This is a genomic window from Bradyrhizobium sp. S3.12.5 (assembly GCF_040548225.1).
Taxonomy (GTDB): Bacteria; Pseudomonadota; Alphaproteobacteria; order Rhizobiales; family Xanthobacteraceae; genus Bradyrhizobium; species Bradyrhizobium cytisi.
Window position 1 is genome coordinate 110,560 of the sequence record NZ_JBEPRF010000013.1, and the last position, 19,039, is coordinate 129,598.

The 19,039-nt window shown below is 65.2% G+C and carries 20 protein-coding genes; 8 read left to right on the top strand and 12 right to left on the bottom strand.

The features are described from left to right. Window positions 1-101: 101 nt before the first annotated feature. Window positions 102-788, top strand: coding sequence for an SDR family NAD(P)-dependent oxidoreductase (locus ABIC09_RS20550; RefSeq protein WP_148755334.1), 687 nt, complete (start codon window positions 102-104; stop codon window positions 786-788). A gap of 454 nt (window positions 789-1,242) precedes the next feature. Here ABIC09_RS20550 and ABIC09_RS20555 read toward each other — a convergent pair whose 3' ends face one another. Then, window positions 1,243-1,671, bottom strand: coding sequence for a DUF6314 family protein (locus ABIC09_RS20555; protein WP_354110367.1), 429 nt, complete (start codon window positions 1,669-1,671; stop codon window positions 1,243-1,245). Window positions 1,672-1,839: 168 nt separating this feature from the next. On the opposite strand from ABIC09_RS20555, the gene ABIC09_RS20560 reads away from it, so the two are divergent. Beyond that, window positions 1,840-2,067: a hypothetical protein gene (locus ABIC09_RS20560; protein ID WP_354110368.1), complete on the top strand. Its 228-nt coding sequence runs from the start codon at window positions 1,840-1,842 to the stop codon at window positions 2,065-2,067. 7 nt (window positions 2,068-2,074) lie between these two features. Here the strand turns inward: ABIC09_RS20560 and ABIC09_RS20565 are convergent, their stop codons facing one another. After that, on the bottom strand, window positions 2,075-3,034 hold the full coding sequence (locus ABIC09_RS20565) for a helix-turn-helix transcriptional regulator (protein WP_354110369.1): 960 nt from the start codon (window positions 3,032-3,034) through the stop codon (window positions 2,075-2,077). A 297-nt stretch (window positions 3,035-3,331) separates the two neighbouring features. Here ABIC09_RS20565 and ABIC09_RS20570 point away from each other — a divergent pair, with 297 nt between their 5' ends. The 5 genes from ABIC09_RS20570 (at window position 3,332) to ABIC09_RS20590 (ending at window position 9,464) form a co-directional block, all read left to right on the top strand. After that, window positions 3,332-3,574, top strand: coding sequence for a hypothetical protein (locus ABIC09_RS20570; protein WP_148755338.1), 243 nt, complete (start codon window positions 3,332-3,334; stop codon window positions 3,572-3,574). Between the two features lie 26 nt (window positions 3,575-3,600). Beyond that, entirely contained in the window at window positions 3,601-3,852 is a 252-nt protein-coding gene (locus ABIC09_RS20575; RefSeq protein WP_354032469.1) for a GCG_CRPN prefix-to-repeats domain-containing protein, read from the top strand. A 255-nt stretch (window positions 3,853-4,107) separates the two neighbouring features. Next, entirely contained in the window at window positions 4,108-6,801 is a 2,694-nt protein-coding gene (locus ABIC09_RS20580) for a T6SS phospholipase effector Tle1-like catalytic domain-containing protein (RefSeq protein WP_354110370.1), read from the top strand. A 78-nt stretch (window positions 6,802-6,879) separates the two neighbouring features. After that, window positions 6,880-7,551, top strand: coding sequence for a response regulator (locus tag ABIC09_RS20585; RefSeq protein WP_354032471.1), 672 nt, complete (start codon window positions 6,880-6,882; stop codon window positions 7,549-7,551). After that, the gene (locus ABIC09_RS20590; protein WP_354085636.1) at window positions 7,548-9,464 is read left to right on the top strand and encodes a sensor histidine kinase; all 1,917 of its coding nucleotides are present in this window, start codon (window positions 7,548-7,550) and stop codon (window positions 9,462-9,464) included. Before ABIC09_RS20585 ends, ABIC09_RS20590 begins: the two co-directional genes overlap by 4 nt. Before the next feature lie 136 nt (window positions 9,465-9,600). Here ABIC09_RS20590 and ABIC09_RS20595 read toward each other — a convergent pair whose 3' ends face one another. Further along, window positions 9,601-9,885 (bottom strand): hypothetical protein, encoded by a 285-nt coding sequence (locus tag ABIC09_RS20595; RefSeq protein ID WP_148755343.1) that lies wholly within the window; start codon window positions 9,883-9,885, stop codon window positions 9,601-9,603. A 234-nt stretch (window positions 9,886-10,119) separates the two neighbouring features. On the opposite strand from ABIC09_RS20595, the gene ABIC09_RS20600 reads away from it, so the two are divergent. Next, window positions 10,120-10,341 (top strand): cysteine rich repeat-containing protein, encoded by a 222-nt coding sequence (locus ABIC09_RS20600; RefSeq protein ID WP_148755344.1) that lies wholly within the window; start codon window positions 10,120-10,122, stop codon window positions 10,339-10,341. Window positions 10,342-10,411: 70 nt separating this feature from the next. Here ABIC09_RS20600 and ABIC09_RS20605 read toward each other — a convergent pair whose 3' ends face one another. From ABIC09_RS20605 to ABIC09_RS20645, 9 genes are all read right to left on the bottom strand, one after another. Further along, window positions 10,412-10,603 (bottom strand): hypothetical protein, encoded by a 192-nt coding sequence (locus ABIC09_RS20605; RefSeq protein WP_148749969.1) that lies wholly within the window; start codon window positions 10,601-10,603, stop codon window positions 10,412-10,414. Window positions 10,604-10,669: 66 nt separating this feature from the next. Then, window positions 10,670-11,512, bottom strand: coding sequence for a hypothetical protein (locus ABIC09_RS20610; RefSeq protein WP_148749968.1), 843 nt, complete (start codon window positions 11,510-11,512; stop codon window positions 10,670-10,672). Between the two features lie 247 nt (window positions 11,513-11,759). Next, on the bottom strand, window positions 11,760-13,649 hold the full coding sequence (locus tag ABIC09_RS37460; protein WP_502917685.1) for a PQQ-binding-like beta-propeller repeat protein: 1,890 nt from the start codon (window positions 13,647-13,649) through the stop codon (window positions 11,760-11,762). Window positions 13,650-13,651: 2 nt separating this feature from the next. Continuing rightward, window positions 13,652-14,116 (bottom strand): hypothetical protein, encoded by a 465-nt coding sequence (locus ABIC09_RS20620; RefSeq protein WP_354110371.1) that lies wholly within the window; start codon window positions 14,114-14,116, stop codon window positions 13,652-13,654. Window positions 14,117-14,126: 10 nt separating this feature from the next. Further along, on the bottom strand, window positions 14,127-15,869 hold the full coding sequence (locus ABIC09_RS20625) for an alpha-amylase family protein (protein WP_354110372.1): 1,743 nt from the start codon (window positions 15,867-15,869) through the stop codon (window positions 14,127-14,129). Between the two features lie 132 nt (window positions 15,870-16,001). Next, window positions 16,002-16,676 carry a hypothetical protein gene (locus ABIC09_RS20630; protein WP_354032475.1) on the bottom strand — a complete coding sequence of 225 codons (675 nt, stop codon included), beginning with the start codon at window positions 16,674-16,676 and terminating at the stop codon, window positions 16,002-16,004. 87 nt (window positions 16,677-16,763) lie between these two features. Beyond that, on the bottom strand, window positions 16,764-17,498 hold the full coding sequence (locus tag ABIC09_RS20635; RefSeq protein WP_354110373.1) for a hypothetical protein: 735 nt from the start codon (window positions 17,496-17,498) through the stop codon (window positions 16,764-16,766). A 133-nt stretch (window positions 17,499-17,631) separates the two neighbouring features. After that, window positions 17,632-17,880 (bottom strand): hypothetical protein, encoded by a 249-nt coding sequence (locus ABIC09_RS20640; protein WP_354032476.1) that lies wholly within the window; start codon window positions 17,878-17,880, stop codon window positions 17,632-17,634. Window positions 17,881-18,003: 123 nt separating this feature from the next. Beyond that, a complete protein-coding gene (locus ABIC09_RS20645; RefSeq protein ID WP_354032477.1) occupies window positions 18,004-18,969 on the bottom strand; it encodes an NAD(P)H-dependent flavin oxidoreductase in 966 nt (321 codons plus the stop codon). Window positions 18,970-19,039 lie beyond the last annotated feature (70 nt).

Consider the following 19,039-nt stretch of genomic DNA (forward strand, 5'->3'; position numbering starts at 1 on the left):
GCACGCCCAATGCCGGCAGAGTGAATTTCTCTTACTCGCCATCACGCCTGTCCCCTTACATTTCGCGATACTCTTGGCTCACCCGTAGGAGACGGACCCGGATGTTGGAAGTCGGCAATCGGATCGTCATGGTCACTGGGGCTTCCCGCGGCATTGGACGCGCGGTCGCCGACCGGCTCCTGTCATCGGGCTTCCGCGTATCGGCGGGGCTTCGCGATCCGAGCCGGCTCGCGGAGAGCGAGAGACTGATGACGCATCGCTACGACGCCGAGGAGAGCCCGCTCGCGTGGGTCAACGCGACGGTCGCACGGTGGGGCGGCGTCGATGCCATCGTCAACGCCGCCGGAATCAATCCGAAGGTCCGCGTCTCCGACGAGGGTGAGACCGAACTGGACGAAATGTGGCGCGTGAACGTCAAGGGTCCACTGCGCCTCGTCAGAGCCACCCTGCCCCATCTGGCCGTCTGCGGTCATGGGCGGGTCATCAATCTCGGTTCGCTTTCCGGAAAGCGCGTCGGAAGCAATGTCGGCTACGCCATGACCAAGTTCGCAATGGTCGCCCTCACCCACGGCATTCGCCGCGAGGGGCGCGCGGCAGGTATTCGGGCGACGGTGATCTGCCCGGGCTATGTTGCCACCGACATGACGCTGAACGACGACGAGATTCCTCGCCATGAGATGAGCCAACCGGGCGACATCGCGCGGCTGGCGGAGACCGCGCTCATGCTGCCGAACAACGCATCGGTTTCCGAGATGCTTGTGCACTGCCAATTCGAGCCGATGCTTTAATGCTCGGACGGAACCGCTGCCCCCCACGGAGACTGAGCGCACGGCCACCACCATGCTGCCGAAAGAGCTTGAGCAGCCGAACGCCCGTAGTGCGCCAGATACTCCTTCACCGCGTGGCTGGGTCCTCTACGAAGGGAAGAGCCTGCAGACGTTCGGCGCTCCCGAATATCTGCAGCGGCTCAATAATCCGACGCCGTGGACGCTAAAGAACCAGCCGGCTTGAATTCACGCCCGGAATTGTTGGATTGGCCAAGGCCATCTTGTCCGAAGGCGGAGAGCCGCTTGGTTCAATAAACGTAGCGCTTCCGGCCGTTCGGTTTGATACGAAAATCGAAAAGTTGGTGACAGAGTCATTGACGGAGGCCAAACTCGAACTGGAGCGCCGCATCCGATTTTGACATGGGCCGCTTGCAGGCGGAGTGCACCATCAACGGCGGCATTGTCTCCGTTCGATCTAATCCGAGCGTAACGAGATGCGCCTGTAGGTCGTGATCATCGTGTAATCCTTGCGCGGACCCGCCACGACGTGGCGAATCACAAAGCCACCATCGGCGAGGAAAGTGTAACTCGACTGATAATGGTCGAGATTGCACAGATGGCCGGCGCTTCCGTTCAAGGCGCCGTCGTCAGATGCGCACAGTGAGATCGTGTGAAACAGCCGCGGCGGAGATTCCTCGAAGAAGACCTCGAATCCGCCCTCGTGTTTGCGGAACACGTACTCGCGCTCCGCTTCAAGCTCGGTGCCGTTTTGGAGCGTCAAGCGTCCCTGCTCGCGATAAGCGAGGCGCTCCGCATCCAATGGCGTGAAGGTCGCGAGGCCCTTCATGCGCCCTTGACCTTCGGTGACCCGGTCGAACGACCAGGCGCCGGCCAGCCGCGTCATCACCTGCGACGCATCATCCCAAGCATCGATCACAGTTTCGTCCATGTGCTCTGGACCCAAGCGTCCGGCCGCTCCGTGGTTTCGCAAAATCCGCGGGCCGCGCGTTCGACTTTGCCGTGCCGCTACCTATATCCCAACGACAACGCGTGTCGAGGCAGCGAGCAAGTGATGGCCAGGAGACCCACGACCGACGCCGACGACCTGCCCCGCTACTTCGTCTGGGTCCGCGGCCTCGACGGGCCCGAGCCACAGAAATGGGTCGATATGGAGTTTGGCGTCGGCGACTGGAAGCGGCCACTGGTGCTGGCCTGGCTGGAGCTGCCAGTGGACGAACGGCGCCTGCCGCTGTCGACGCTGGCGCAGCGATATCCGCCGCCGACGGTGGAGACGTTTTAGGCTCGCCTCACCTGCCCCGCGCTGCGGTCGGCGTCAGGCCGAACCTGCGGCGAAAGCAGCGGTTGAAGTAAGAGAGATCGTTGAAGCCGCAGGCGAAGGCGATGTCGCTGATGCGGCCTTCGCGATGGGTCAGCAGGTCGGCCGCCTTGCGCAGGCGCAATTCGGTCAGGCGGGTGGTGAAGCTCGCGCCTGCCTCGAACAAGAGCTCGTTGACATAGCGCTCGGAAAGACCGGCCGCACCGGCGAGCTTTTGTGCGGAAAAATCCGGCTCGTGGAAGCGCGCCTCGAGGGCCGACAGCACGGTTTTCAGCCGCACCGCGCGCAGGCCCCGGCGCCGTGCCGCGGCCGCAACGTCGCTGCGGGCGCCCAAGCCAATCGCGGCGAGATCGAGCAGATGGGACGCGATCGCCATGCCGGCCTCGTCGGCGGCCGCGGGATGACGAAGCAGCAGATCGCTGTAATCCATCACCAGCGACAGCGCGCCGCCGGGCTCGAGCTCAGAGCCGACGAGGTCGTCGATATCAGCGACCATCGCGCGGAGTGAATCCACCGGCAGATGCACGTTGGTGAAACGCTTCTGGCTCGCGCCATCGGCGGCGAAGAACGGCTCGTCGAGCTTGAGCAGCACCATCGATCCAGGGCGCATGGTGAATTCGCGGCCGCGATGAACCACCTGCGAGGAACGGTCGCCGGTGTTGCGTACGAGGCAAAAGCGGTCATCGCCGGTCTCGATCACCTGGCGCTTCTCCCGTCGCACCGTGACGAAACTGCCGTCGCAGCGGCCGAGCATGGTGGTGCCGATATGGATCGAGTTCATCGTGGCGCGAAACGGCACGTCGGAGGCCGGATCGAGCTCGCCGGTGTTGGAAAAATGCTCGAACAGCTCGGCGAAACGGATGAAGCGCTGCCGGTCGGACAGACCCTGCGGCAGCATCTCGGTCGAGAGCGACTTCCTGATGACGGACATCGGTAAGGACTTCCGAAAAAGGCTTCTTCGAAAAAAAAATCGCGCAGAAAACGATTGAACCTTGCCAGCCGGGGATGAACCCGCGCTGAAGGTCGATGGTCACAGGCTACCAGTACGGCCATCTGATTCAAGCTGCGCCGGTCAGTCCAAGCCGCGGCGCATCTAGCGCCGGACAGTCCAAGACGGCCCGCCGGGCCCCGTCCTATTCAGGCTGCGGATGCGACATCCCGCCACACGCGAATCGCGTCCGGGCAACCGGGCGGCCCCAGCCTGACGCCCGCTGGAGGAGACAACGACATGCGAACCTCTCTACCCCGCAGCCTCGTGCTCGGCGGCGCCATCGCGACCAGCCTCTGCATCGGCTACGCGCTCGGCGCGCAACCGCACATGGACGAGGCGGTGGCGATCCTGCAATCGGCCCGCGCCGAGCTCGTCAAGGCCGAGCCCAACAAGGGCGGCCATCGCGAACGGGCACTGGGGCTGATCGACCAGGCGATCACCGAAGTGCGCGCCGGCATCGCTTTCGCAGCCACCCACTGACACCCAGACATCAGGGAGCAAGACGCATGATACGAACCGTGTTTGCCGCGGCGCTCGCGCTCGGCGCAATCGTCAGCTCGGCCCAGGCCATGCCGCTGGCGCCGTTTGGCGCCCAGGGCGTTGACGATGTCGTCGCGGTCGCGGGCGGCTGCGGCGCCGGCTGGCACCGCGGGCCCTATGGCGGCTGCTTGCGAAACTTCGCCAACCCCGCCGCGCATGCCTGCCCGCGCGGCTACCATATCGGCCCCGGCGGTGGCTGCCGCGGCAACGGCAAATAAGAGCCGGCCACACGGCCGCTTCGCAATAGCGGCCGCTTCGCAGACAGGAGTCATGCCCGGAGCCTGCTCCGGGCATTTCTTTTGCCGATTGTGGCGGAGATCATAGACAGCCGGAGCAGGACGGCGCAATCCTGCTTGCTACCTCAGCGCGATTGTGGGCGAAATACATCCAATACTTCTTGATGCAACCACTATTTGAAGGATGCCGCCCGAGCGGGGCTTAAGGCATCCCCAACTGAATTTTCGGAGGAGTCCATGACGCACCAGGAGGCGGCGCTGCATGGCGGTCCTGCCAAGCCGGACCATACGCACGATCATCCAGATGCCGCAGGGAATGCACCAGAGGCACGCCCGCCGCGCAAGCTGGTGCTGTTCGCCGACGGCACCGGCAACGCCTTCACCACCCAGGAATCCAGTGTCTGGCGTCTCTACGAGGCGCTCGATCACACCAAGCCCGATCAGATCGCCTACTACATCAAAGGCGTCGGCACCGCCGGCTGGGCGCCGCTCGCCGCGCTCGATGGCGCCACCGGCATCGGCGTGCCCGCCAACGTCCGCAAGCTCTATCGCTTCCTGTGCTGGAACTGGCGCGAGGGCGACGAAATCTACATCTTCGGCTTCAGCCGCGGCGCCTTCACGGCGCGAACGCTGGCAGCGCTGATCGCGAGCCAGGGGCTGGTGCCGGCGGTGATCGACAAGATCGCCGTGTCGCATGCGGAGATGCAGCGCAACACGACGGCCGCCTGGCGAGAGTATCGCAAGCAATCGGTCGGCTATCGCAGCCTGCCGACGATCTGGGTCGTACGCTGGATCCGCGACGTGCTGATCTATCTCTACGATCTCGTTTTCCGGCATCGCTCTTATGCCGGCGTCCGCGAGGCCATGGACGGCCGCAAGGAGGTCAAGATCGAATTCCTCGGACTGTTCGACACGGTCGAGGCATTCGGCGTACCGATCGAGGAGCTCCGTGTCGCGATCGACTGGGCGATCTGGCCGATCTCGTTTCGAAACTACCGGCTCTCCGACAAGGTGAAGCACGCCTGTCATGCGCTCGCGCTCGATGACGAACGCACCACCTTCCATCCGTTGCGCATCGACCAGGCCGGGCTTGCCGAGGAGCAGATCGTCAAGGAGGTCTGGTTCGCGGGCTCCCATTCCGACATCGGAGGCGGCTATCCGGAATCCACGCTGTCCTTCGTGCCGTTGGTGTGGATGGCCGAGCAGTTCGGCAACCAGCTCCGCTTCCAGGGCGGAACGATCGCGCGCTTCCGCGAGTACCAGTCGGCGATCGGACCGATGCACGATTCGCGCAGCGGCGCCGGCGTGCTGTACCGCTACGGCCCGCGGCCGATCCACGACCGCGTGGAAGATGGCGGACCGCCGGTGGTGCACTTCGGCGTAGTCGAGCGCATGCTGCACGGATGCGACAATTACGCGCCGCTGATGCTTCCGGCAAATGCCAAGGTGCTGCTGCCGAACGGAGACGTGCTGCCGCTGACGCGGGACGAAACGCGCAAGGCCATGAGGTCCGCCTACGCGAAGCGGGAAGGCGATGGTCACAAGGCGGCCGAAGCCGACGCCTTCATGGCGATGAGCCCGCCGAATCCCGAGATGGCGCGGCAGGTCCTCGACACCGTGTGGTGGCGCCGCTTCGCCTATTTCTCGCTGCTGATCGCGCTCATCATCTTCGCCGCATGGCCCTGGATCGCGCGCTCGGTCGTCGGCTCGTCCAAGCAGCACGGGCTTGAGGATACCACCCTGCTCAAATGGATCACGGCGATCGACAACGGCACTAGCACGGTCGTCAAGCCGTTCGCCGATCTGCTCGCGAGCGTGTTGCCGTCCTACGCGGCACCATGGCTTGCGATCGCGCTCTATTATCCCTTCGTCACCACGGTCCTCGTCATCATCATCTTGATCGCGTGGAACAGGAATGCGGCGCTGCGCGACAGCATTCAGGAACGCGCACGCCTCGCCTGGTACCGGCCCGACCGGATGGCATCGCGAAGCCGGGTCAGCAAATCCGGCTGGTTGCTCGCGATCGGCCGCTGGATGCGACTGCATGCCTGGCCGGTGCGCATGGCCTTCACCAACGTCCTGATGCCGGCGGCCTTCCTCATCGCCATTTTCGGCTCGGGACTGCTGTTGCTGTCGCGCGGCTATCTCGACTGGCGCGCGGGCGTCGGCGACTTCTGCAAGAGCAGCGCATCGACGCATGCCGTCGGTGACACGCCGGTGACGGCGCGCGAGGGCGAATTGTTCGACGTCAGCGATTTCTGCTGGCCAAGCCGCCTCGCGGTGGAGAAGGGCCGCAAATACCGCGTCTGGATCGAGATGGCCGATCCGTGGTTCGACCGCACCATCATGACCGGCCTGAACGGCTTCAAGACGCCGCCGGATCCGACCCATCGACTCGCCGTCCCGATCCTGCGGCTGCAGGGCGCCGACTGGTTCCAGCCGGTCGTGCGGGTGGGCGCGCGCGGATCCTACGATCTGCCGCTGCAGCCCATCAACGGACTGCCGGCAAACGAGCTGCCGCGGCGGGTCAATTCGACGGTGCCGGCCTATGAGGACGAGAGCAAGGACAACTACCCGATCCATGTCGAGGACTCCCCGGAGTTCAAGACACAAGGCAGCGAATTGAATCGCGTCTGGAAGCCGTTCGGGGATTTCGAGCCGATCCCGGCCGCGGCGCTGCCGGCGGCGCGCGCGCTCTGGCGCAAGCAGGGCTTGTCCGAGCTGTTCGTCGCGGAATTCGAGGCCCCCGAGGCCGGCGAGCTGTTCTTCTACGTCAACGACGCCGTCCAGCTCTTCCCGCGGTTCATCTCCACGCGGCTCGCGCCGCGCTGGCTGGTGCCGGTCCAGGGCCGGCGCGTCCAGTTCTATAAAAACAACAGCGGAACGGCGACGATCCGGCTCCAACGGTTGCCAGCGCCCCCGCCCCCATGATTATGGGTGTCGCGCCCGCAGCGCCGCGGCTAAGCTTGCCGCGCGCGCCGCGGGGGACACGCGGCCGGGACCACGACCATGACGGACCAGGGCGAGACCGGTGAAACCATCACCATCCTCCTCGTCGAGGACGACGCACCGACCTGCTGGCGTCTTCAGGACGCGCTGGTGAAGGCTGCTTACGAGGTGCGCACGGCCGGCTCGCTCGGTGAGGCCCGCAGTGCGCTTGCCGCTAGCGCGCCGCGCGTGCTGCTGACTGATTTGCGGCTGCCCGACGGCCATGGCGTCGAGCTGATCCGCGAGACAAGACGGCGCTTTCCGGACACCGAGATCATGGTGATCTCCGCGCTGGGCGACGAGGAAAGCGTGATCTCCGCCATCACCGTCGGCGCCACCGGCTATCTGCTCAAGGACGCCTTCCCGACCGACATCGCCACCACGGTGCGCGATCTCGTCGCCGGGCATTCGCCGATCTCGGCCTCGATCGCGCGCTTCATCGTGCGGCGAACGCAGAACTCGGCGGAGCCGCCGCCCGGGCCCGCGCTCAACACCGCAAAGCTCACGCCGCGCGAGATCGACATTCTCTGGGGCATCGCCAAAGGCTTCAGCTACGCCGAGATCGCGAGCCATCTCGGCCTGTCCAGGCAGACCGTGCCCGGCCACATCAAGAACATCTATCGCAAGCTCGAGGTGCACACGCGGAGCGAAGCCGTGTTCGAGGCGGTGCAGCAGGGCCTGATCAAGCTGTGAGCGAGATTGCCGCGAAGGCACCCACGCACACCAGGCGCCGGCAGCTCATGTCACGCCTCGTGCCTTATCTGCTGCTTCAGGCGTTGATCGTGATCGCGACCTTCCTCGGGCTACGGTTACTCCAGCCTAGCGACCCCGAAGATTTCGCGCTGAGCGGATTTTCACTGAGTGAGGACGGCATAACACGCCCCGTTACGCTGCCGCATTTCACGTCATCGCGCTATTCGCTTGCAGATCCTCCGCTCTACACCGGTACCTTCACCTTCAAAAGCGGCGATGCCGGATGGTCCGTGTTCTTGCCGCGCTTCAGCAACGCCGTGGAGGTCGCCGTCAACGGCGTTGTCGTGCTCGACTCCCGCCGCGATGCCAACGCCAACCGGCCGGACCGCAACACACCGCAGATCGCTGCCATCCCCTCCTCGCTGCTGTATGACGGCAGCAACGCGATCACGGTGCGGTTGTTCGTGTGGGGGCCGCTGAAGGGCTTTCTCGACACCGTCTATGTCGGGCCGGACGCGGCCCTGCGTCCAGCCTTCGAGACCCGCACGCTGCTGTTCGTCACATTGCCGGTGGCGTTCTCGGCCTGGCAATCGATCCTCGCCGTCATCCTTGCGATCATGTGGCTGATGCGGCGGCGCGAGCCGGTCTATGGCGTGTTGGCGGCCGCGATGGTGCTGGGCGTGATCCAGGCATTCATGCCGCCGCCGGTGCCGCCGACCACCGTGTCGCGGCTCGCCGGGGTGCTGCTCGCCTCGGCGCCGATCGAAAGCGCACTGATCGTCGTCTTCGGCGTGTTGTTCTTTGGCTGGCGTTGGCCTCGCTACGGCATGCTGCTGTTCGTGCCGGGGCTGGTCGTGTTCGTGATCGGCCTGATCGCTGGTCCGCCGCTACCGCGTATCCTATTCCTGTTGCTCGGTATCCCCACTGTCGGGATCAGCCTGTTCCTGATGGCCTACGTCACCGCGGCCGCATTGGTGCGGCGGCAGGATGCCGCGAGCTTCACGATCGGCTGCGCCGTGACAATCGTGCTCACCTGCTGGGTCCACGACATGCTGTCGGTATTCGAGATCGTGACCAATGAACGCACCTTCGTCTCCCGCCTGTCCTATTCGGCGATGCTGGTCGCGATCGGCGCCGGGCTGACCTGGCGCTTCGCCCGCGCGCTGAACCAGGTCGACAGCTTTGCCGGCCAGCTCGTCGCCCGCGTGCGCGAGGCCGAGGAGCGGTTGAAGGCGAGCTTTGTCCGCGAGGAGGCACGCGCGCGGGCCGCAGCCCTCGCCAACGAGCGCACGCGGCTGATGCGCGACCTGCATGACGGCCTCGGCGGCCAGCTGATCAGCATCGTCGCGCTCTCCGAGCGCGGGCAGGAGGGCGCGACCATCACCGATGCGGCGCGCGCCGCGCTGAAGGATCTGCGCCTTGTCATCGATTCCATGGAGGACATCGGCGGCGACCTCATGCTCGCGCTCGGCTCCTGGCGCGAGCGCGCCGCGATGCAGTTGCGGCCGCATGACATCGCGCTCGACTGGCGCGTGGCGACGCCACAGGGCCTGCCGCTGCACCCCGAGCTCAGGCCCTGGCATATTATCCAGATCGTGCGCATCCTGGACGAGGCGGTGACCAATGCGGTCAAGCACGCCGCCGCGCGCCACATCGCGGTTGCCATCGAGACGCGCGATGACGGCCAGGGACCGTACGGCGTGATCAGCGTCGCCGACGACGGTCACGGCTTTGCGCTTCGCGGCGATGGCCAAGCCGCAGGCGCGAGCCAGACCGCGCGCGGCCTGTGCAACATGCGAAACCGCGCCGTGCGCTGCGGCGCCGTGCTCGATCTGAGCTCGGATGCTTCCGGCACGCGAGTGCGGCTGCAATTGCCGCAGGTCTTTCCCGACAGCGACGCGGCCACGGGCTGAAAAGCCCCCTCCCCGGGCGCATGGGACGTGCGGGGAGAGGGATCGGGCCGGGATGTTGGCCTTGCGAAGGACGGGGGGTTCGTTCGCAGGCCCCCTTGGCCCGAAAGAATGCGATCAACTCAATGGAACGAGACCGTCAGCGCACGCCGACGCGATTGACCGGGCCGCCGCGATTCATCGGCGTGCCGGCGCGGATGCCGACGCCGGGCGCGCCCACGCCGGGCGTTGCCACGGCCGCAGCCGCAACGGGTGCTCCAACCACCACCGCCGCGGTCGGCCGCACCACGCAGCCCTTGGGCACGCCGACCGTCTTGCAATAGACCACCGCCTGCGCCGGGCTCGTGCCTAGCGACACCATTGCCGCGCCCGCCAGCATCATCATCGTCAGCCCGGCGCTCAGCGCTCCCATTGTTTTCGACATCTTGCTCTCCTGCTTCCCGTTCGGCGCCCGATGCAATCACCGGGTCTCGCAGCCGACGTGCAGCCTCAATGGCAAAAGACACCGCGCCAAGACATGCCATGAAGATGGGGGTGCGGCGTCCGAGCCACCGAGCCGATGCCATGAACATGGCATGGACCGGCCATGGATCTCCGCGAGATGGTCCGGCGCGCCCGATCCCGAGCGGGATCCATCACAATTCCAAAGAGGTGCTTTATGAAGACTTCAGTTCTTGCCGCGCTGCTGCTCGCCGCCGCCCTGCCCGCCACGGCGCAATCCGGCCCTACGCCGCAGGAGCAGATGGCCTGCCGCGGCGACGCCAGCAAATTCTGCGCCGAGCACATCGGCAAGCCGCCGCAGATGAACGCCTGCCTGCGCGAGAACAAGGCCAAGCTTTCGGACAGCTGCCGCAAGGTGGTGGAGTCGCGTGGGGGGTGAGCGAGCCCGCGGTTCACCCTCCCAGGAGCGGGAGGGTGAACAACGTAGCCGTCGCGGTGGGAATCACGCCCTAACCGTTGGAACGATCCTTTTCCGGCGAGATCTTGTTGGCTTCGTCGCGCGCCTTGCGCGCCGCTTCATCGGTGATCTCACGAGGCGTCGGCGCGCGGCCGGGCTTCGCGCCCGATTCCGCGTCGCGGATCGTCGAACGCAACTCTTCGGCCCTCCGCTTGCGGGCCTTCTCGTCGTCATCCGCGCTCATGCGTGTCACCTCCATCGACGCTCCAGTTCACACCAAGCTAATGGCATCTGGAGCGCCGACAAGGCCTCAGGAACCGCTGACCGCCTTGATCGCTTCCCGCAATGCGGCCGCGCGGCTCGTGAACGGATCGTCCTTTGCCGGCTTGCCCTTGAGCGCGCGCATGGACTGTTTGGCGCTGGGGCTGCCCTTGTCGAGCGCTTTGGCGCGACTTGCCTCTGTACATCGGTCGATGGCCGCGCGAACGTTGGTGCCTGTGAGCTTGAGGCCCTCGATCGGTCCATCAGCCGCCTTTGCACCTCCAAACCAGTTGCGCTGCCACCAGGTCTTTGTCGACGGCACGTACCAGCTCAAGTAGCCGTCCTTCAGGACCTGCCGCGGTTCCTTCAGCGATCCGGTGTAGCTGTAGCGGACGCCCGCCGCGGGCATCGGATCGAAATAGTTTGGCGTATAGAAGTCGGAGACCTGGATGCCGTTGATGGTGTAGGCGCAATCCGCCGCCTCGCAGGGATCGCAGACTTCGACCAGGAAGTTGACCCGTCCTTGGCTCTTGACTGGCGACTCGCCGGCAACCGTGCGGCGGCCGAATGGATCGGCGAGCATCTCCAGGCATTCGTGGCTGGCTGTCAGCGACCAGGAGCGATCGTACATGACCAGCGAGAACGGCTGGCCGTGCTTGTCCTCATGGTAGCCCGCAGCCGAAGGATCGCCGATGTCGTCCTTGATGATGATCGGCCAATAATCCAGCGGCACGTCTTCCAGATGTTCATAGGCGGCGACATCGGCGTTGATTTTCCAGATCGGCCCGAAATCGCGCGAAACCTGCTTGGACAGAGCGCCGGCGACCTTAGCCAGCTCGGCCGGCTTGATCTTCGATTCTTCGGAAACAAGTGCAACATGGGCTGTCAGCATGAATGGCTCCAATGAGTACGTTACGATCAAAATTTGGAGGCGCGGGGCGTTCCGAGAGGATTAAAATTCATTGCGCCGAAAATACTGCGGGTGCGCCGCACAACCATAGAGAAACATCTAGATAATATTCAATTTCACAAGCAGATGCAATCGGCCTTTGCTGCCCTCTCCGGACAGTTGCGACGGACAACGGACGTATCCGCGCCGAGAACCGGACGGCACAAGCGCACCGGTTTGGAGCGGCCCTCTAGTTCGTCAGCCCATAGACGTCGAGCTGGCCGTTATAGGTCGGGCGATAGATGCGGCCCTTCCAGACGATCGGGCGGTTGAACTTGGGATGCATGAAGGCGTGCTCTGGACCCCAGTTCTCGCTGTCCCAGATCACCTGAAGCCGCTTCGAGCCATCCGGATTCGTCGCAAAATTCTGTGCGTCGTAGACCAGGAAACGTCCGGGGCTCAGCATCATGTTGCTGTCCTTGTAGGGGACCATTGCGACGATGATGGCATCAGCGCCGTTGTTGGCCGCGAGCGTGATGCTCCAGCCGGGCATGCCGCCCGATGGACGCGGCGATTGCGGCGAGGCGATCTCGTTGGATCCGGCGAGATAGGTCGAGGTCCCGTCGGCCGCGATCGACCACGCCCGCAGCGCGCTGTTCTCGCCGCCGACGACATGCATTACGCCATGCATGGAGGACGAAAACAGCAGCGGCGTGCCATGCAGATGCCGCGTCGCGCCGCCCGGCCACAGATTCAGCTCCATCGGCGAGGCCGGCGCCGGCGGCACGGTGGGATCGAAGAACGTATAGAGGATCGGCGGCATCTTGAGCTTGGCATAGTTGGCGGCGAAGTGACCGGCCTGAAGATCGCCCGGTTGCGTGTCCCCAAGCACCGCGGCATTGCCGGTGTAGAGAATGCCGTCCTTTCCCGCCGCAAGCACGGCGTGAGCCGATGCGACATAGACCGGCCCGCCCGAGCCAAAGTCCTGGTCGCTCCATGCCGATTCCTTCATCGCCGCCAGGTGATGCGCCACGACCGGCGCGATCTGTGCATCCATTGCGTCGGGCCCGGACGTCACCGCGACATGCGCCGTCTCGCGCGCATGAAGCGGCGTGAGCGCCATTCCCATCCGCTTGGCATGGCCGATCACCGCGGTCAGCGAGACATTCGACGGCAGCGCGTGCGCATCGTCATCGTCGTCCAGCAGCGCCGCAGCCGCGGCGCCGACCCGGTTGGCATCTGTCCACGGCGTCCACCACGACAGCACCTCGAAATGCGCGAGAGGTCCAGTGTGCAAGGCCAGCCGCACCACACTCTCGCCGAAATCGCCTTGGTGCGGCGAGAACGCGCCGTTGCCGGTGATGACATAGATCGAGCCGTCGGGGGCAATGGCGGGACCGGCCCCGCTCTGCCACAGCCCGCCGCCGGAGCCGGTCACGGTGGAGCACCATGCAGCCGCAATATGCCAGTCATGGACGTCAACCGCGATCAGCCAGCCCCGCGCCGCCGCCGAGGTCTCCCTGACCGTGCCGAAGGGAATCAGCACGTGGTTCTGCGTCAGCGTCAGTGCGCTGCGTTGCTTGCGCTGGATCGAGACGAATTTCTGCACGGGCAGGCCACCCGGCGGGGTGTAGACCGCGCCCTCCAGATTCAACAGCTTGTCATGTACCTTCGAGCCGTCGCTGATCCGCAAGCCCGCGAGAAAATGCTGGGCCCTGGCAACGCTGCCATCATCGCTGATCCAGGCGCAGGCATAGAGAATGCCGGTGGCTTCGTCGATCACGGGGGTCGAGAGGATCCCCCAATCGACATTGGTCATGTGACCGTCGATGGCCGGCGTTCCGACGATGGGACGGCCGAGATTCGTCGCCCAGATTTTTTCGCCGGTGACCGCATCGAAGGCGTAGACCCAGTTGCCCATGGTGGCTTGGAAGATCAGGTCGCGGGTCTTGCCATCAGGTGTGTGCACGCCGCCGACAGCGAGCGGCTGCGCCTCGAGCCGGGGATCGTCGGGAATAGGAATGCTGAAGAGCTTTGCGATGCCCTTGGTCCGGACGGCGGTCGCCGTCAGTACCGTCTCGGCATTGGTCGCGCCGGTCCTGGCCAGATTATAGCTACGGGTGGTGACGGAGGCGGCCATGGTCAGGCTCCCCAGGCAAGGAGGCTTCCGGCCGCGATCAGGCTGGCCGCAGCAAGTGGTCGCGCATCGCGCGAGCCTGCGCGGCACCAGCTCAGCACGATGGCTCCGCAGGCAAAGCCGAGTCCGGCCATGATCGCGCTCGACAGCGCAAGGGCCGGCGCATCGCCCGTGCGCGACACGACATTGTCGATCGCCAGCAGCGGCGGCAACACATAGAGCCATCCCGGTGCATTCACGAGACGTTGCGCGATGGGCAGTCCGACGAGAAGCGCCGCACCGCTCGCCATCAGCAGCATCGCTGCAAGCCCACCTGCGGGCGGCAGGCTGACGCCGAGTGCCGAGCCGAGCCCGTCGCACAGGCCGAACATCAGTGCGAGCGGCAGCACATGCCGCCCCGGCACGACGAAAGACAGCGCAAAGGCGGCAATGAGGCTGTCGGCGGACGTCCACAACAGATGCAATGACATTGGGATCCTCTCAAACGATTTGTGGAGCAAGGTAGGTGACGTCGACGGAAAACGGCGCGCCGTGCTCCGGCAACTGCCGGCCCGCGACGCGAATATGATGCTCGCCGGTCGCGCCGGCCGTTCCTTCCGCGCTGACATGGTCGCCGCTGCAGACGGCCTCGACCACACTGTGCCCTTGCGCATCGGTGACGGTGACCTTGAGCGAGCCATCTGCCGGCACGCCGTGGCGATCAAGGCTGACCTCGATGACGATCCTGCTGCCCTGCTCCACCCAGATCCGCGCCGGCTCGGTCTCGGCATTGCTGGCCGGCAGCGTGTCGAGATCGGCGGCGCCGAAGATCGTTTGCGTGGTGTGACGGGGATGGTGGATGGACGCGAGATTCAGGCCCGCGCGCGAGAAGCACAGATAGCTCTGGCCCTTGCTGAAGACGTTGCTCGGGATCGTGAAGCTTGCAACGCCGTTTCCGTCGGTCCGGATATCGTCGTGATGACCGCTATAGTCGTGCAATTGCACGTTGGCCCCGAACGCGGTCTGGCAGCTGATTGTGCGCGCATTCATGGTGTCGAAGTTCAACGCGGTCAGCAGGCCGGGCGCGCCGATCCTGTTGAGCACGATCACCTTGTCATCGAGAAAGCGGCCGCTGGTCGGCCCATTGGCAAGGTGCTCGTGGATCCAGACCAGATTGTCGATCCACGGCTTCAGCCCGTAGGCGCCGGGCCAGACGCTGGACGGGAAATAATCCTTGCCGTAGACGAACGGGTAGCCCTCGACCGACAGCAGGAAGGCGTAGGCCAGAAGCTTGTTGCTGATGACTTGTTGACCCGGCGAGGTATCGGTATCAGGATTGTCAACGAAGGTGCACGTGAGATCGGGACGCCAGCTCGTATAGCCGGCGCCGTCCAAGGCCCGCGCATTGCCGCCGTCGCAGGCGGATTGCAGCGCCCAATGCATCGGGAAATCGGCGACCAGCGACCGGCCATTGAGCGGCGGCTGCGTCGCCCAGCCGTTGAGGATCGCGCGATTGCCGTCGAAATACTCCGAATAGAAGAACTTCGAGGCCATCACGCCATGGGTCATGAACTCGCGCACGAACGGCGCCCAGGTGCCCTTGACGTCGTCGAAGCGTGCGCCGTCCGCGCCGGTGGTGCGGAACACCCATTCGCCGAAGTCGAGCGCATCCTCGATCGTGACGCGCGGCGGCCGGCAGCGCTGGTAGGACAGCTCGCGACCGAACGGAAAATCGTTGGGCGGGCTCGGCACGTCGTCATCGGGCAGATCGTCCGGCGGCACGCCGCGAAACCAGCCGGGCGAGGTGGCGTGCCGTCCGTTCAGCGACTGCCCGTCCGCGCCGAGATAGCGGAACACGCCGGGGCCGCCATTCTCGCCGCTGCGTTGATGCAGAACGAGATCGAGATAGACGTCGATATCGCAGGCATGCGCGACGGCGACCAGACGCGTCAGCGACGCCCTGGTGCCGTAGCGCGTGGCGACCGAGCCTTGCTGGCTCTTGCTGCCGATGTCGCGGGGATCGAACACGCCATAGCCGTCACAGCCCGGCCCGGCACCGCCTTGCGCCTTCGACGTCGGCGGCAGCTGGATTGCGGTGAAGCCGACATTGCGCAGTGCGCGAACATGCATTGCGAGGAAATCGAGCAGCCAGGGTGCGCCGCGCCCGTCGACCGGCGCAGGCACGGTCACGCGTTCGCCGTGCGGACCGAAGAAGCGTCCCCAAGCTAGCAGCGCTACTCCCATGACGCGGCCTCTGTCTGGCGGCGTCAATCATGCCTTGGACGGAGATCATCCGGAAGTTGAAATTTACGGCAAGCGCTGCCACAGAACGAACCGCCGCTCACGTTCGCGTGCGCGGCGACGCTGCGTCAGGTGCTAATCGTCGTCGGGGCCGAACAGCATGAAGCCACCGCGCGGACGGCGGGTAACATCGCGCGCATAGGAATCCTCGCGAATGTTGCGCGCGACATCATCCCAGTCGGTCAGATCGCGCCCGCCGCGTGCATCACGCGTGTCATAGTGGCGTCGCTCGGCCCAGCGCTCACGACGCTCCGCACGTCGCCGCTCGGACGCGGCGCGCCGCACGTCAGAATCCCTGGCCTTGGCATAGGCGCTGTCAGGTGAGGATGCCGGTTCGGTCGAGGCCTGTTGCTCGATGGGTTTTGTCGCTTGCGGAGGCGACGCAGGCACCGGCTTGGGCGGCTCGACCGCGGCCGTTGCCTGGGGAGGCGGCGGTGCGGCCGGCTGGGCATCGATCTGAGGACTCTGAGCGTCGGGCTTCACGTCGGGTTTGGCTTCAGCCTGCGCGGGCGCCGCGATCATCGCGCCAAAACTTTGCGATCCAGTGAGATATTGCACGCGCTCCGATGGCGCGTTTGTCGTGACCGGCGCGGCGGCTTCCGCGTGTTGCGCTATCTTGCCGGCATCCGGCCCCTGCTTGGGCGCGATCGGCTGCATGATATCGCCGGCGACGATGCCGCCGCCGAGACCAATGGCGATGGCGGCGACAATCGATCCGGCGCCGACGAAATAGGCTGTCGAGGCGCGCATCGGTCCACTCCCTGTTTGGAGCGGGCAACGCCTGTTGATTACCGGATGTTCCTGACGAGAGTGCGGTTCCTCTAAGGAACCCAAACCTCAGATTTGCTGCGCGACGTTCTCGAGTCCGATGATGCGGGCGAGCTTGCGCACTTCTTCCTTCTGGTCGTCACGCAGCTGGAACAGCAGCGGCATCGCGGCCGACTTCAACTGCTGAACCTCGTCGCAGTTCGGATCGATCTGCACGTTCGGCCCGTTGGGATTGGAGAGCTTGTTGGCCGAGATCTTGCGGGCGACGTTGCGCAGCGCAGACTCGACCGAGGGCCAGTAATATTCCTGCGACGACGACAGCTTCAGGCGATCCCTGATGCCGGATATCTGCACCTCGGAGAGCAGCGAATAGGTCTTTTGCGGCTGCGGCTTCGCGACGGCCTTCGGCTTCGGTGCAGCCTCGATGGCGGCGGTAGTTTCCGCCGCAGCGGGCGCCTCATTCACGTTCGGCGATGAATTTGTCGATGCGCTTGTCTTGGCCGTCGGGAAATCGGACGGGGTGGCGGCAGCAAAAGCCTGGCGCAGCGGTTCGATCAGCGCGGGGGCCTGAGACAGTCTGTCAGCGGGAACCTGCACCGGATCGATCGCGGCCGAGGCCAGCGCCAGCGTCGGAACCAGCCGGTCGGCCTTGGCGGCGCGGTTGGCGGCGACCGGCTTGGCCGGGGCCTGCGTCATCATCTCGGCGCTGACGCTGGGCACGCTGTCACGGCCGAGAATGGCAGTGGTGGCGGCACCGAGGACGAGGAAACAGGTCAGCACAATGATGGTGATGGCTCTGGACAAACGTCTCTCCGGAAGGACCGCTTCACGATGTTGTCAACGGTGCCCGGGAAAAGGGCACGAATTAAGGCTCGAGTGTGCCTTTGCGGCGACAATCACCCTGCCTGCAACGACAAGGCCGAAGAGCCAAATGAAATCAGGCAGCTGCGGCCAGATCGTAGGCGTCCTGGATGTCGGCGACGATCTCGGAAGCCTCCCAGACGGCCCGCGGCTCGACCGATTGCAGCGTCACCGTCCAATTGCCGCCCCGGCGGGTGCGGGGGACGCTGAGGATGTCGAAGCGGACATTGCGGCAGAACGGGTGGCGGGCCAGCGCATGAGCGACGCGGACGCGGATCTCGTCCAGCGTTACGGCTCTCTTGCTGTTGAGAAAATCGAAATCCATCGCCTGTCCCTCCCGTTCCGATTGGCGGCCGTGAGGGGATTCTTGGCGGGCGATGGTTAATCTGCCGTTAAGCGCCGGCTTGTGGAGCCATGCGGGATTAACCGTGCTGGGCGGCGCGGAACGCTATCGCCCCGTTGCGTCGCGGTACTCCGCGACCGTCCGGGTCACGAGATCGGCAACTGCCATCACGTCCGTGACGCCCGATGTCGAATGCCCGCCGCTCCAGATGTCGCGCCAGCGCTCGGGCCGGCTCTCGCGCGCGGCGACATCGATGTCCTTGCCGATGTCGATGGCGCCGCGTGCCGGGAGGTCGTCGGGATCGAGGCCCGCAGCGACGATCGACGGCTTCAGCATGCTGGTTTGCAAGCCGGTAAACGCGGTGGTGAGCAGAATGTCGTCGGCGCTGCTCTCGACCAGCATCTGCTTGTGGCGTTCGTCCGCCATGCTCTCGCGCGTAGCGATGAACTTTGTGCCCATATAGCCGAGATCGCAGCCGAGCACTTCGGCCGCATGCAGCGCGCGGCCATCGCTGATGCCGCCGGCGAGCACGATGATGCCGTCGTAAAATGCGCGCACCGCGCGGACGAACGCGAACGGGTTGAGCCAGCCGGTCTGTCCGCCCGCGCCCGCGGTGAGCAGCACCAGGCCGTCGGCGCCTGCTGCCGCCGCGCGTTCGGCGTGGCGGATGGAGGCCACATCCGCCAGCACCAATGCGCCGGCACCATGCAGCGGCTTCAACACCGGCGCCGGCGAGCCGACCGAGGTGATGACGATCTCAGGCTTGTGCTTGAGCAGCACGGCGAGATCCTGCTCCAGCCGCGCGTTCGAGCGATGCACGATCAAATTCGGACAGAGCGGCGCGGCCTTGCGGCCGGTTTGATCCTCGTGCTGACGCAACCGCGTTGCGATTTCGGTGAACCATTCATCGAGCTGTTCCGTGCTGCGGCAGTTCGCGGTTGGAAAGCTGCCGATCACCCCGTTGCGGCAGGCCGCGACCATCAGCTCGACACCGGAGACCAGAAACATCGGCGCTGCGATCAAAGGCAGGCCGAGACGATCGCGAAAACGTTGCAGTCGATCGGATGTCAACCATGCCTCCTGATCACTCTCGGCTCCGCGCGCGGGCTTTGCCGTTCCATCCCGCATTCTCTGTGCTAGC

Bases quoted from the DNA above. Each gene is read 5' to 3' on its own strand.
- ABIC09_RS20560 (WP_354110368.1), top strand. From the start codon at position 1,840: ATGGCCAGGAGACCCACGACCGACGCCGACGACCTGCCCCGCTACTTC.
- ABIC09_RS20625 (WP_354110372.1), bottom strand. From the start codon at position 15,869: ATGGGAGTAGCGCTGCTAGCTTGGGGACGCTTCTTCGGTCCGCACGGC.
- ABIC09_RS20620 (WP_354110371.1), bottom strand. From the start codon at position 14,116: ATGTCATTGCATCTGTTGTGGACGTCCGCCGACAGCCTCATTGCCGCC.
- ABIC09_RS20550 (WP_148755334.1), top strand. From the start codon at position 102: ATGTTGGAAGTCGGCAATCGGATCGTCATGGTCACTGGGGCTTCCCGC.
- ABIC09_RS20600 (WP_148755344.1), top strand. From the start codon at position 10,120: ATGAAGACTTCAGTTCTTGCCGCGCTGCTGCTCGCCGCCGCCCTGCCC.
- ABIC09_RS20565 (WP_354110369.1), bottom strand. From the start codon at position 3,034: ATGTCCGTCATCAGGAAGTCGCTCTCGACCGAGATGCTGCCGCAGGGT.
- ABIC09_RS20640 (WP_354032476.1), bottom strand. From the start codon at position 17,880: ATGGATTTCGATTTTCTCAACAGCAAGAGAGCCGTAACGCTGGACGAG.
- ABIC09_RS20605 (WP_148749969.1), bottom strand. From the start codon at position 10,603: ATGAGCGCGGATGACGACGAGAAGGCCCGCAAGCGGAGGGCCGAAGAG.
- ABIC09_RS20575 (WP_354032469.1), top strand. From the start codon at position 3,601: ATGATACGAACCGTGTTTGCCGCGGCGCTCGCGCTCGGCGCAATCGTC.
- ABIC09_RS20570 (WP_148755338.1), top strand. From the start codon at position 3,332: ATGCGAACCTCTCTACCCCGCAGCCTCGTGCTCGGCGGCGCCATCGCG.
- ABIC09_RS37460 (WP_502917685.1), bottom strand. From the start codon at position 13,649: ATGGCCGCCTCCGTCACCACCCGTAGCTATAATCTGGCCAGGACCGGC.
- ABIC09_RS20555 (WP_354110367.1), bottom strand. From the start codon at position 1,671: ATGACGCGGCTGGCCGGCGCCTGGTCGTTCGACCGGGTCACCGAAGGT.
- ABIC09_RS20630 (WP_354032475.1), bottom strand. From the start codon at position 16,676: ATGCGCGCCTCGACAGCCTATTTCGTCGGCGCCGGATCGATTGTCGCC.
- ABIC09_RS20580 (WP_354110370.1), top strand. From the start codon at position 4,108: ATGACGCACCAGGAGGCGGCGCTGCATGGCGGTCCTGCCAAGCCGGAC.
- ABIC09_RS20585 (WP_354032471.1), top strand. From the start codon at position 6,880: ATGACGGACCAGGGCGAGACCGGTGAAACCATCACCATCCTCCTCGTC.
- ABIC09_RS20610 (WP_148749968.1), bottom strand. From the start codon at position 11,512: ATGCTGACAGCCCATGTTGCACTTGTTTCCGAAGAATCGAAGATCAAG.
- ABIC09_RS20595 (WP_148755343.1), bottom strand. From the start codon at position 9,885: ATGTCGAAAACAATGGGAGCGCTGAGCGCCGGGCTGACGATGATGATG.